This window comes from Bacillus cereus group sp. MYBK15-3 (assembly GCF_051916765.1).
Classification (GTDB): domain Bacteria; phylum Bacillota; class Bacilli; order Bacillales; family Bacillaceae_G; genus Bacillus_A; species Bacillus_A cereus.
Window position 1 is genome coordinate 170,951 of sequence record NZ_JBQAHG010000003.1, and the last position, 12,852, is coordinate 183,802.

Below are 12,852 nucleotides of genomic sequence, written 5' to 3' on the forward strand. Positions count from 1 at the left end.
TTTCTAATAGAAATAAGCTTGTATAACAAGGAAGGGATATATTTGATTCTGCAACAAATGTCATCTTGCATCAAAAAAATTTGAAAATAAGCATGTTTTATTATAAAGCAGAAAAATCGATTCTTAGTAGAATCGATTTTTAATATAAATAAAAGAGCGCTTATTAAAAGCGCCCAGTAACAACAGTTATATGGAAGTATTTATCCCGTAAAAGCCCGATTGGTGAGGGCTAATAATTAGTGGGGATGAACAAAACCCCACTGATTAAAGTTTCACTTTATTCAATACCGCTCGGATCAAACGAATACTGCTGCTTATTCTCAATCCGCTCAATCACATCTTGCAGCTCATCCGGCTTCAGAAACTCAATAGGAGAGAAGCCTTTTTCAAATGTAAGTGTGTCTGCTTCAATCATAAGTACGTATCGATCATTTACCTTCGCAATATGTATTTGATCCCCGAAATCCGCAAGCAACGCCTTCACAGAGATATGATCGGCTTTTAGTTTTAATTCCACTTCAGGAGCATGCTCGACGATTTGAGCGGTTGCTTCCATTACTTCTTCGGTTGAAAATTGTTCCATAATTTCGCGTTTCGGACTGGCAGCCCATACTTCCATCGCTTGGTCGAATTGTTCGCGTTCTTCCGTACCTTCTTCAAATACATCTTCAATTTGGTCGTATACCATGTCCATTACTTGTGTTTTCATAATTTCAGGCATAGAGCGTTCATATTCGACGAATTTTAAGAAGTCTTCAAAGTAGCGGGCATGTGATGCTTGATGTATTTTTAGTTCGCCTACTTCAGCCATCCCTTCTTCAGGCATGTACGGATATTGGATAGATTTCATATTCTTTGTTGTGATGGCCATTTCAACGTTACGAATCAGTGTTGATTCATCAGAAATAGAAGCAACCTTTGGTTCGAAGTCGCATTTCATTACGAATACAAATGGATCATCAAAGTATTTGCGTAGTTTTGCCTGAGCAATTAAAAATACACCACCACGTACAGCGCTTGTGTCAAGATATGTATAAACGAGAGGTTCGCTCATATCTTTAAAGTTTTCTTTTGTTTCTGCAAAGCGAATACGATTAAAAAGGTTGTAATGAGGGTTTGAATCAAGTTCGTGCCCTTCTTCTACAATAAAGCGACCAATTTTTGTTGGGGCTTGTTCTGTTTTTGCATGACGTTCTACTTTTCGCTTCGATATTTTTAATAACTCACCATTCAAAAATTCTTTTAAGGAACTATCTTCATATTCTTCAGCGTCTAAAGTTTGAAAATGTTTGTAGCGTTTATCAACTGCTTCACCTTTTCCTTCTACTTGTACAACATAAAAGGAAAGATAATTTATTTCAAAATCCATATTTATCACCTTGTTTCATTTCATTAACTCTTATCAGTATAGAGATGGAAAAAACTTTCGTCAATTTATATAAGGAAGGGGAAGCCCCTTCCTTTATATAATCTTTATTTTCTCGATTAAAATCCGTCTTCTAATGCTGCGAATGGAATGTTTAGTCTGTTTTCTACTGTGCGTAAACGTTGGTTTAAGCGGTTTAGTCTACGTGTATGGCGCTCAACTGTATTTTCTAGTTGACGAACTCTTTGTTCAAGCTCATTTACGCGTCTTTCTAATTGACGATTTCCAGTGCCAGGAAAAGAGATTGGAAGTTGGAATTGTCTATTTTGGTCATATGGATTCGTATGCTCTGCTTGATCTATATAAGATTGATATTGTGTTTGTAAGTCATACTGTGGTTGTTGGTACGCATATTGATTATATGGATCATATGGATTGTAGGGATACATAATAACATCCTCCATTTCTTTAAAATAGGTTGAATTCACCATAATGTATGTGCAAAAGCGGAGCGGTGGCACGGCAAATACCTATTTATGTTGACGGGATTTCTCTTTATCCCGCTATTTGCTGGGCAATAAGACCCCCACTGATTACAGTTTCACTTTATAAAAAATAGCTTGAGGGTTTTTGATTTGTATTTCTTTTGTGTAATGGTATATACTGGATAAAAGGGAGAGTTTACATAAAAGTTACAATTCTATCAAACTCAAACTTTTATGTAAATATGTATAGACATTTATAAAAGAAAAGAGTAATTTATATAGAGTGAAAAATAACTTGTAACATTTTATAAACATATTGTAAAATGATTGTAACAAAACATACATAAAAATGAAATAAATACATAATAGTGATGTTGGGGAAAGGGAGAGAGTATATTGTTCCGTAAAGTAAAGGGTATATTAGTTGGGGTGTTATGTGTAGCTATAATGAGTGGCTGTGGTGCAAAAGTAAGTGATGTTGCATTGGTAAGTGATATTGGTGGGCACACTGTAGAGGCTAAAGCAGAAGTACAGGATACTATTAGTTTAGTTGATGGTCGAACTGGTACTGAAGTGAAAAAATTAGATTTATCTAGTTTAGGCTATTTTGAAGATGAAGCGAAATTTAAAAAGTCTGTCACAAAGGTTGTTGGTGAGATTGGAAAAAGCGTAGACAAAAAAATGGTTCCTTCACGTATAGCACCTGATGGAAGTTGGCAAGAAGGAAAACCTTCTTATGAATTAATGGAAAAAGAATTAGTAGATAAATTGTTAAATGTTGGTATGTGGGATGCTACGTATCAGTTGCCGATCGTGGAGAAAAAACCAGTCGCAACATTAAGTGATGCGCAAGGAAATGGTGCGGTAATTGGTAGATATGAAACGAACTTAGGTGGTTCAACAGGTGGCCGTATTGAGAATATTCGTTTGTCAGCAGCGAGCATAAATGGAGTTGTGTTAGCAAAAGGAGACCGTTTCTCTTTTAATTCATTAATCGGTGATACAACACCAGATAAAGGATATCAATTAGGGAAAGAAATAGTTGATGGTAAATTAGTAGATGGATATGGCGGTGGTGTTTGTCAAACATCTTCAACTTTATACAATGCAGCAGATCAAGCTGGCCTGAAAATGGTGGAGAGAACTACACATTCTAAAACGGTAGGTTATGTTCCACAAGGAAGAGATGCTACAATTGCATATCCATATTTAGATTTAGTATTTGAAAATACGAATGATGCACCTGTGAAGCTTTATATGGGCATTCAGGGTGGAAAGCTAGTTGCTGAAGTACATAAAATGAGATAAGAGTTATAAAGCCACCTTTTCTGAAATTTAGAAAAGGTGGCTTTTTTATTATGAAAATAAAAATGTATATAAATTCTGACTTTTCTTATTTACATAGGATGATTTTAGTTGTATCCTTCATAGTAACGGTTATATGTAATGGAAAAATATAGGGATAAGGAGATGGAGTTATTCATGGTACAAATTCATCCGAAAACACGTATTGGTCATGTTGAATTTAAAGTGAAAGACTTAGAGCGTCAAATTGCTTTTTATGAGAATGTTGTAGGATTAGAGGTAATTAAGCAAGAGGGGAATAAAGCATATTTATCTGGAAAAGGTGGAAAGAACGCGTTACTTGTTCTTGAAAAGTTAGAGGACGGGGTACTGCAAGAACCGCGTACGACTGGTATATATCATGTAGCCTTTTTAGTTCCGACTCGTGAAGCTTTTGCTTCTGCGCTATTTGGGGTTCTTCGTAATAAGAATGTAATTGACAGCCCGGATGAGCAAGAAGGGCGTTATACATATTCAAATGAAATTTTACCAATTTCAAGGTTTAATAGTGCAAGTGATCATACATATAGCGAAGCTTTTTATTTGCAAGATTTAGAGGGGAATGGTATTGAAATTTATGCAGACCGTCCGCGTGATCAATGGGGAGAAGGGTCAGGAGGAAGTACACCACTTGATTTAAAAGAATTGGCGACACTCGTTGATTATGAGTTTGATGGTTTGCCTGCTAATACTGTCGTTGGGCACGTACATTTACGAATAGCTGATGTAGAGAAATCACATGAATTTTATGTGGAAACAGTAGGTTTTGAAGTACAACAGCGTGAAGAGGATTGCTTATTTATTTCAGCAGGGGGATATCATCACCATATTGGTGCAAATACGTGGAACGGAGTAAACAATCCACACCCACCAGTATATGCAACTGGACTAAAGGTATATGCTATTGTACTACCGCATAAAGAAGCGTTAGACGAAGTGAAAGAAAGATTAATAGAAAAACAACATGAAATAAATGAAACTACAAATGGGTTTGTGGTGGTAGATCCAAGTGGTATTACAGTGCAGTTTGAAATAGAAGCAGTGTAAAATAAGCGAGAAAGTGAATAATCACTTTCTCGCTTATTTGTGATTATTCATAGCTCAATCCAATATCTTCTTACTATATTCCCATCTTCCTCAGTGAAATCATCATCACGAATCCCGCCGTTATGCAAAATCGTTTTTTCAGAAGCGGTATTCACAGCGTCGCAAACGACAAGTACTTTCGTGATGTCTAACTCCTTCGTTTTTTCTAATGATAATGCTAGTAACTTCGTAGCATAACCTTTTCTTCTTTCAGAAGGGCGAATGCCATAACCAATGTGACCGCCAGCGTTAAATAAATGTTTGGTTAAACTATGACGTATATTAACAGCTCCCACAATTTTATTTTCATCTGTAACAAGCCAATATGTAGAGTCTGGTACCCAAGTTTCAGGGATATTTATTCCGTTATGCGCATCGAGAAGTTCTTGAACCATAGCTGGGAAGTTGGCAGGATTTTTTGAGATAACCCACGGGATCATTGTTTCACCGCTATCTTTCCATTCGTTATAGAAATCTAAGTATTCTTCTTGTAAATCAGTAGTAGGTGTGAGTAATGAGACGTTCATTGTTAGTAAGCTCCTTTATTTATATAGTTTTTATAAAAAATTACGATACAAAGTGAAAGCGTTTTCCATGATTTCTCAACCTAATTTCATGTAATCCATCTTTGTTTTTTTAGAAAATTAGTGGAGGTTTAAAATTAGAAGTTATTTATTTTATGTTAATATTTAAAATATTAACATAAAACGGTCGGAGTATTAAGTATATTTTAGTAGTATCCCTACATGTAAATAAAAGGATATTTGTGATAATTTTTGTTTTATCTATCTATAATGAATGAAAGGGGGAAGTGCCCGTGAGTGTAGATTTTGATTTTATTATACGAATCGGTGTTGCTGGCTTGTTAGGAGCAATGATTGGTATTGAAAGAGAAATTCGATCGAAAGAAGCTGGATTAAAGACTCATTTCCTCGTAGCGGTAGGAAGTGCGTTAATAATGGTTGTTTCGAAATATGCCTTTTCAGATATTGTGTTTGAAGAGCATATGTCTCTAGATCCAAGTCGTATTGCAGCACAAGTCGTTAGTGGAGTTGGTTTTTTAGGTGCAGGCACAATTATTATTCAAAAGCAGGCGGTGAAAGGATTAACGACTGCGGCTGGTTTATGGGCTACTGCCGGCATAGGATTAGCAATTGGAGCGGGAATGTATGTAGTAGGCATTGGAGCGACGATTCTCGTTTTAATTGGTTTAGAAATTGTAAGTCGTATTTTTAAGGTACAATTTTTATTTCCACAAAATATAACAGTGCAAATGTTTGTAAATAAACATGAAGCGGTACAACAAATATTAGAAACACTACAAGTGAAAGGCATCCCAATACTCTCATATGAGGTGGAAGCTTCACAGCAAGGTACAGAAACTGTTTATAAGGTAGGGATGCAACTGAAAAATATATCGTCAGAAGAAAAGAATGAGTTTATTCAGCATATGCAAACATTACCGGAAGTTACATTTATAAAGTTAAAATCATAGTGTTGAAAACGAGGATAGATGTAGCAGGAATTTTGCTATTATCTATCTTTTTTTGATATAAAATGCACGGAAAGTCAAGCGTTAATTTTATATGGAATGGATACATGTGTGAACGTTACCTTATTTTTTCTCAATACAGGACAAAAAGTAAAAATAGTAAAATAATGGAGCGGGACACTAAAAATGTAAGGTAGGGGAGAGCATGAAAGGCTATTCAAAGAAAATGTTAGTAGGGGTAAGTTTTGCTAGTTTAATGTTAGGGAGTTTTCAAGGGGTAAGTTTGGCAGAAGATACTAAGGGAGAGCAAGTTTCTTATCGAAATGTGCTCAAAATGGAGCCAGTCGGTGTACAACTACCAGTACAAGAATTAGCTCATTCATCGAAAGTGCTCGAAAGCAAGTCTTTTGAGAAAAGGTTACAATTTGCCGATTTATCACAAAGACCACCTGAGGTGAAAAAAGAAAGTAAGCAATTAGCTGTAGCGAAAACTTATACAATTGCCGAATTAAATCAATTAAGCAATCAGCAGTTAGTAGATTTACTTGTAACAATTGATTGGGAGCAAATTACGGGGCTATTTCAGTTTAATACAGACAGTCTAGCATTCTATCAAAATGATAGTAGGATGCAGGCGATTATTGATAAATTGAAGCAGCAAGGACAAGCCTATACGAAGGATGATTCAAAAGGGATTGAGACATTAGTAGAGGTATTACGTTCAGGATTTTATTTAGGATTTTATAATTCAGAACTTAGTAAATTAAATGAACGGAGTTATCATGATAAATGCTTACCTGCATTAAAAGCGATGGCTAACAATTCAAATTTCAAGCTGGGTACATTAGAGCAAAATAGAGTGGTATCATCATACGGAAAGTTAATAGGAAACGCTTCAAGTGATGTGGAAACGATAACATCAGCTGCAAAGATTTTTAAACAATATAATGATAATTTTTCTACATTAGTAGATAATCTTTCAGCTGGAAATGCTATTTACGATATTATGCAAGGTGTTGATTACGACATTCAATCGTATTTGTACGATACGAGGAAAGCACCGAAAGATACAGTATGGTATCAGAAAATAGATAGTTATATTAATGAATTAAGTCGTTTTGCATTAATGGGAACGATTACAGAAAAAACCGGTTGGCTTATTAATAATGGCATTTATTATACAGGTAGACTCGGTATGTTCCATAGTACAGGAACGAAAGGGTTACAAGTTGTAACAGATGCGATGAAAATGTATCCGTATTTAGAGGAGCAATATTTCGTAGCTGCTGAGCAAATTGCAACGAATTATGGCGGAAAAGATGCAAATGGTAAAGTAGTGAATTTAGATCAAATAAGAGAAGATGGAAAGAAAAAATATTTGCCAAAAACGTATCCGTTTGATGATGGGGCAATTGTTTTAAAAGCTGGAGATAAAGTGACAGAAGAAAAAGTAAAACGTTTATATTGGGCGGCAAAAGAAGTAAAGGCACAATTCCATCGTACGGTTGAAAGTGATCAACCTTTAGAAAAAGGAAATCCTGATGATGTATTAACGATGGTTATTTATAATAGCCCAGCAGAATATCAATTTAATCGTCAATTGTACGGTTATGAAACGAATAACGGTGGTCTTTATATAGAAGGAACAGGTACGTTCTTTACTTATGAGCGTACGCTAGAAGAAAGTATTTATAGTTTAGAAGAATTATTCAGACACGAGTTCACGCATTATTTACAAGGTAGATATGAAGTACCAGGGTTATGGGGACAAGGGAAAATATATGAAAATGAAAGATTATCTTGGTTTGAAGAAGGAAATGCTGAATTTTTTGCAGGGGCAACGAGAACGGATAATGTTGTACCGAGAAAGAGTATTATAGGAGGATTATCTTCAAATCCAGCAGAGCGTTATACGGCAGAGCGAACGTTAAATGCAAAGTATGGAACGTGGGATTTCTATAATTATTCCTTTGCTTTACAATCGTATATGTACAATAAGAGATATGATATGTTCGATAAAATACATGATCTTATTAGGAAAAATGATGTAACAGCATATGATGCATATCGCTCTACATTAAGTAAAGATGCGAATTTAAATAAAGAATATCAGGACTATATGCAAATGCTAGTTGATAATCGTGAGAAATATAATGTGCCATTAGTATCAGACGATTATTTAGCGAATCATGCATCGAAGCCAGTTTCAGATATTGCAGCAGAAATAACAGCGGAAGCAAAATTGAAAAATGTATCAGTGAAGAAAAATAAATCACAGTTCTTTAATACATTCACACTACAAGGAACATATACAGGAACTGCAGCAAAAGGAGAATATGAAGATTGGAAAACAATTACACAAAACGTTAATGATACGTTAAAACGTTTAAGTGCAAAGGAATGGACAGGCTATAAAACAGTAACAGCATACTTTGTAAAATATCGCGTGAATACATCAGGACAATTTGAATATGATGTTGTGTTCCACGGTATTAATACAGAAGAAGGTGCAGAGAATAAAGCACCAGTTGCAGTTATAAACGGTCCGTATAGCGGGAATGTAAATGAAGCAATTTTATTTACAAGCGACGGATCAAAAGATGAAGACGGGAAAATTACTTCGTATAAATGGGAGTTTGGTGATGGAGCAGTAAGTAATGAGCAAAATCCAACTCACGTATATACAAAAGAAGGAACGTATACGACGAAATTAACGGTAACAGACGATAAAGGAGCAACTAATACTGCTACAGCGACTGTAACTGTTCAAAAGAAAGAAGATAACAGTGTAGAAAAAGAACCGAATAACTCATTCCAAACAGCAAACCAATTGCAGTTAAATCAAGTTTTACGTGCTAGTTTAGGAAATGGCGATACAAGTGATTTCTTTGAATTTAATGTGGAGACTGCTAAAAACCTTCAAATTAACGTAACGAATGAAAATAATATTGGAATGAACTGGGTACTTTATTCTGAAGCAGATTTAAATAATTATGTTACGTATGCTCAGCAACAAGGGAATAAACTAGTAGGTAGTTACTATACGTATCCAGGGAAGTATTATTTACATGTGTATCAGTATGGCGGGGGGACAGGGAATTATACGGTGGAAGTGAAGTAGTAAAAGGGGAGTTGTCTTTTTCAATGAATGGAAAAAGGTCTGTACTTTAATGAAAAAACAACTGCAGGCAATGTCTCTAATGATAATAATAAATTAAGTGTCGCGAGATGTTATATTTATATTAAACCAATCTAATCAGTAAATAAGATAAAATCGATGAACTAGTATTTCATCACGATGTAAGAAAAGTTATAAATATTAAGTGTTTTTAATTGAATTAAACTAAAGGATCAGAGTGTATCTGTAACAATAGATAGGCTCTGATCCTTATTATATTTAATTAACGCATATGAATTTAAGATAATTAATAAGTAAGCTAGCTAGCGGGATTCTTAAAATTCATTTATGTAATTAACTAAACAGAAAATTGTTATGACATTAGCAAGGGATACTAATAGAAAAGCGTGTCCCTTTACCTAATTCACTCTCTATTTCTATATCTCCGTTTAATTCTTTAATAATACTATAAGCAATCATAGTACCAAGCCCAGTTCCTTTTTCTGTTGTTGAATAGAATGGCAAAGCAATTCGTTTTATTTGTTGAGATGACATCCCAATTCCTGAATCAATAATATCAATCATGATATTTCCTTTTACTTTTTGTATATTTATTTGTAATAATCCACCATTTTTCATAGCCTCAATTCCGTTTTGGATGATGTTGTTTAGACAGAGTTTGAATTTTTCGGGGTCTCCATTTATATAAAAGGAATCTGTACTATTTTGTTTGATTTCAACTTTGTATGATAGAGCGAGTGGTGAAATAGTATCTTTCACCTGATTTAAAATGTGATTAATATCTATTTTTTCTTTTAGGGTATTCTGTGGTTTGGTTAAAGATAAATAGTTATTAATAGTAGATTGTATTTGCTGCATTTCAATTAACATGATTTCTAAGTATTGATCCTGAGATAGCTTAGAGGCATGTTTTTCATTTAATAATTGAGTGAATCCATGTACCGTGGTTAGTGGATTGTGGATTTCGTGTGCAATTGACGCTGCTAGTTCGCTAGCTATATAAAATTTTTCAGCCCGTTGCAGTTTTTCTTTCATTTTATATTTCTCAATCATTTCCTCTATAAAATAAACTGATAATAATACTGTGAAAATATTAATGACTATATAATTTAATAAAAATTCTATGAGAGTAGAGTCTATTTTACCTCCTGTATTTATTTGAGTTACAATACCGCAAATAGAAAGGGAAGCTGTACATACTAAAATAAGAAGTAAGCTTAATAATATCTTTTTTTCTTTAAAATACATAGGTAATAAGTAACGAAAGAGCATTGTTATAACAGAAATGATAGTAAAGATAATAAATGATGGAAGAACGCCATTTCCGCCTAAGTAAAACCGGTAAGAAAGATATAAAATTCCTATAAAAACAATGTTTTTTGTATTTCCATATAGAAAAACTAATATTATAGGAATAAAACGTAAATCATAAATAAATCCCACATGTAAATGAAAAGGAAAAGTCATACAAAAAATAATAGCAATGGAGGAAAGGATAGAAAATAACATATTATTACATGTTATTTTTTCTTTAAACTCTAGCCAAAATACGTGATAGCTAAGGATACAAATTATTATAATAAAGGTATTTAATAAAAGAGTAGAAATTCCCATAGTTTTGCATCTCCGATAGTTTGTAAGTAGAATTATGTATGAGTTGGACATAGATGTTTAGTATTAGTAGACTTTTTATCTAAAAAAGGAAGGGTACTTGAAAAGTGCTGTTATATTACTCGTATTAAAATTGATAAGGAAAATAGAAAAAAATAATAGATAAAAAATCTATTTAAATTTATGTACATATGAAATCATAAACTAACTTTTATATAGGTGAAATTTGGATTGAGTTACTGATAAAATAAGTCTTTTTAAGTATGAATATTCTGTGAAAATGATATGCGTGGTGACTCCTGTTTTGTAGCCTTCGTTATATTAACATGGAATATATCAAATTACAAAGTGAAATTTTAGAAAAATTTTATTAGTACATTTTATCTGAAATAGAAATGCTATTTATTTGAGTATTTTGGTACTTACTCGTATAAAACTTTGTTAGAAAAAGACTTTAAAATTTACATGTTTTTTATGAAGTGTAATATTGTAGCTTTATCTATGTGGCTTTCTCAATAACTATTAAGGCGAAAAGTTAAAATATATAGGTTTATAGATATGAATTATTACATAAAAACGCACTTAAAAAAGGATGTATGATGGTAATAGAATACAAACATCAAGGGGGAACTTAAAATGAAGTTAAATAAACTAGTGCTTAGTTGTGGAGTAGTTTCAGCATTAACACTTGGTGTGTTAGGGAATAATACTTATGCTGAAGAAGTACACAAAACGAATGATCCAATTCATGTAGTTGAACATGTTTCTGCAGACTTATTATTAACCCAAACAATGAATTATAGTGGCGAGGCTGTAACTTCTTTCGTATATGATGGGAGTACTGACTTAAGCTTCTCTATGAAAAATAATGGTCAAAATACAATGGGATATAGTGTAAAAGGTCCAAATACAGAGCTAATTGTTGGTGGTTATATAAAACCTGGAGAACAACAAATTAATGTTACAAATGTACGGAATGCTTTATCTCCATTACCGAATGGAACATATAAAATTTACGTTTCAAATGATGATGGTTCTAAGGGGCAATTCCAAGTTTCAGTAAGATCTATGAATTAAATTTAAAACGCTTTGTTTTTAAGTTAATTTAATCTTTGCTTATTGGAAAGAAGCTAAAATGAATTGAGAATTACCGATAAAAATGAAAACGAGCACCTTATCTAGTTGTGAGAGGGTGTTCGTTTTTTGCTATTAAACAGAAAATAATTATAAATATATTTTGATATCCCCATTGCTAACCTACTAGATTGTGTCAACGAGAGAATGTCTACTATAAAAGATATTAAAATAAAGATGATGTAACATTCCGCTAAATTATATGGGGAAATAGAAAAACCACCCTTATATGAGTGGTTTTTAGTAATTATTTTTAGGTTATACATTTAAAATTAGGCTAAGTTATAGAAATAATAAACATTTAATCCGTTGTTATTATTTTGGTTCTGGATAATGATTGTAGTATGAGATTCTAATAAATTCTTGGTAGACATTTGTTAATTTGGCATCTCTAAGAGCATCGTTGAATTTTTGCATACGTACACTCCCTTGAGCGTAGCCTCCACCTGGAGTATAAGGGTTTCTAGCTTCAAAGTCATCCAAAAATACTTTTAATTTTTTATAGTCTTGAGATTGATAGAAAGCCACGGCCTCTTCAGGAGTGACATCAAAGTAAGAGGATGACGTTGAGTTATAAGAAGCTGCTTGAGCAGTAGGTGCCTCTAGCATAGTTGCAGCTCCACCGAACATAGTAAGCGCCATAGAAGATACAATAATTTTTTTAAACATAATAAAACCTCCATGTAGAATATTAGATTAATAGTAATCCTGTAATCATTATAGTTACAACGAAAAAGATTATCAAATGCAATATTGCATAATATATCCCGTTATTTTTGGGCAGTAAGACCCCCGCCCAAAAATTCAATGAAAGCAAAGAAGTTAGGTGGGAATCGGGCGGATTAAAGTTTCGCTTTATTATTTGAACGAGAAGTCACCTTTATATTTAAATGGAGGAGTGTAATAGATTAAAAGAGGTGTATAAATTACTCAGGTTAACAAGAAAATGAAAAGGCTATTTTAAATAGGGGAAAGCTTAATAACTGGAGTAAAGGAATTGCTATTTATATATTTAACATACATATTTGTCTTTTAAATTGTAGGCGTGTTTTAGAATTTGTATATAGTAAATTCGTTAAAAAACTTGATAAATAATAAAATGTGTAAATTTTTTGACTATTTTATTAAAATTATTTAATATTTGTAATTTATTGTTTTATAATGATAATTGGGTCGATCGTGAATGTTTTAGATA

General features: G+C 33.2%; 10 protein-coding genes. 5 read left to right on the top strand and 5 right to left on the bottom strand.

The genetic code is table 11. From position 1 onward, the window contains the following. Positions 1-277: 277 nt before the first annotated feature. Both ACTFR8_RS15015 and ACTFR8_RS15020 read right to left on the bottom strand, forming a co-directional pair. The gene (locus ACTFR8_RS15015) at positions 278-1,369 is read right to left on the bottom strand and encodes a DUF3900 domain-containing protein (RefSeq protein WP_000345039.1); all 1,092 of its coding nucleotides are present in this window, start codon (positions 1,367-1,369) and stop codon (positions 278-280) included. A 116-nt stretch (positions 1,370-1,485) separates the two neighbouring features. Next, positions 1,486-1,815 (bottom strand): hypothetical protein, encoded by a 330-nt coding sequence (locus ACTFR8_RS15020; protein ID WP_000283715.1) that lies wholly within the window; start codon positions 1,813-1,815, stop codon positions 1,486-1,488. A 432-nt stretch (positions 1,816-2,247) separates the two neighbouring features. Between ACTFR8_RS15020 and ACTFR8_RS15025 the strand changes: the two genes are divergently transcribed. Next, positions 2,248-3,159, top strand: coding sequence for a VanW family protein (locus tag ACTFR8_RS15025; protein WP_000488972.1), 912 nt, complete (start codon positions 2,248-2,250; stop codon positions 3,157-3,159). A 174-nt stretch (positions 3,160-3,333) separates the two neighbouring features. Beyond that, positions 3,334-4,242 carry a VOC family protein gene (locus tag ACTFR8_RS15030; RefSeq protein WP_000249877.1) on the top strand — a complete coding sequence of 303 codons (909 nt, stop codon included), beginning with the start codon at positions 3,334-3,336 and terminating at the stop codon, positions 4,240-4,242. Positions 4,243-4,289: 47 nt separating this feature from the next. On the opposite strand, the gene ACTFR8_RS15035 is transcribed toward ACTFR8_RS15030, so the two are convergent. Further along, a complete protein-coding gene (locus tag ACTFR8_RS15035; RefSeq protein WP_001103121.1) occupies positions 4,290-4,808 on the bottom strand; it encodes a GNAT family N-acetyltransferase in 519 nt (172 codons plus the stop codon). 290 nt (positions 4,809-5,098) lie between these two features. Here ACTFR8_RS15035 and ACTFR8_RS15040 point away from each other — a divergent pair, with 290 nt between their 5' ends. Together ACTFR8_RS15040 and colA are read left to right on the top strand one after the other, a co-directional pair. After that, positions 5,099-5,776 carry an MgtC/SapB family protein gene (locus ACTFR8_RS15040; protein ID WP_000109720.1) on the top strand — a complete coding sequence of 226 codons (678 nt, stop codon included), beginning with the start codon at positions 5,099-5,101 and terminating at the stop codon, positions 5,774-5,776. A 202-nt stretch (positions 5,777-5,978) separates the two neighbouring features. Next, a complete protein-coding gene (gene colA, locus ACTFR8_RS15045; RefSeq protein WP_252209656.1) occupies positions 5,979-8,894 on the top strand; it encodes a collagenase ColA in 2,916 nt (971 codons plus the stop codon). 378 nt (positions 8,895-9,272) lie between these two features. On the opposite strand, the gene ACTFR8_RS15050 is transcribed toward colA, so the two are convergent. Next, positions 9,273-10,526, bottom strand: a complete 1,254-nt coding sequence (locus tag ACTFR8_RS15050; RefSeq protein ID WP_000513018.1) for a sensor histidine kinase — start codon at positions 10,524-10,526, stop codon at positions 9,273-9,275. Positions 10,527-11,159: 633 nt separating this feature from the next. Here ACTFR8_RS15050 and ACTFR8_RS15055 point away from each other — a divergent pair. Next, positions 11,160-11,600, top strand: coding sequence for a hypothetical protein (locus ACTFR8_RS15055; RefSeq protein ID WP_000773525.1), 441 nt, complete (start codon positions 11,160-11,162; stop codon positions 11,598-11,600). A 372-nt stretch (positions 11,601-11,972) separates the two neighbouring features. Here the strand turns inward: ACTFR8_RS15055 and ACTFR8_RS15060 are convergent, their stop codons facing one another. Then, the gene (locus tag ACTFR8_RS15060; RefSeq protein WP_000473483.1) at positions 11,973-12,326 is read right to left on the bottom strand and encodes a hypothetical protein; all 354 of its coding nucleotides are present in this window, start codon (positions 12,324-12,326) and stop codon (positions 11,973-11,975) included. Between the last annotated feature and the right edge of the window lie 526 nt (positions 12,327-12,852).

Bases quoted from the DNA above. Each gene is read 5' to 3' on its own strand.
- ACTFR8_RS15015 (WP_000345039.1), bottom strand. From the start codon at position 1,369: ATGGATTTTGAAATAAATTATCTTTCCTTTTATGTTGTACAAGTAGAA.
- ACTFR8_RS15020 (WP_000283715.1), bottom strand. From the start codon at position 1,815: ATGTATCCCTACAATCCATATGATCCATATAATCAATATGCGTACCAA.
- ACTFR8_RS15030 (WP_000249877.1), top strand. From the start codon at position 3,334: ATGGTACAAATTCATCCGAAAACACGTATTGGTCATGTTGAATTTAAA.
- ACTFR8_RS15035 (WP_001103121.1), bottom strand. From the start codon at position 4,808: ATGAACGTCTCATTACTCACACCTACTACTGATTTACAAGAAGAATAC.
- colA (WP_252209656.1), top strand. From the start codon at position 5,979: ATGAAAGGCTATTCAAAGAAAATGTTAGTAGGGGTAAGTTTTGCTAGT.
- ACTFR8_RS15050 (WP_000513018.1), bottom strand. From the start codon at position 10,526: ATGGGAATTTCTACTCTTTTATTAAATACCTTTATTATAATAATTTGT.
- ACTFR8_RS15055 (WP_000773525.1), top strand. From the start codon at position 11,160: ATGAAGTTAAATAAACTAGTGCTTAGTTGTGGAGTAGTTTCAGCATTA.
- ACTFR8_RS15060 (WP_000473483.1), bottom strand. From the start codon at position 12,326: ATGTTTAAAAAAATTATTGTATCTTCTATGGCGCTTACTATGTTCGGT.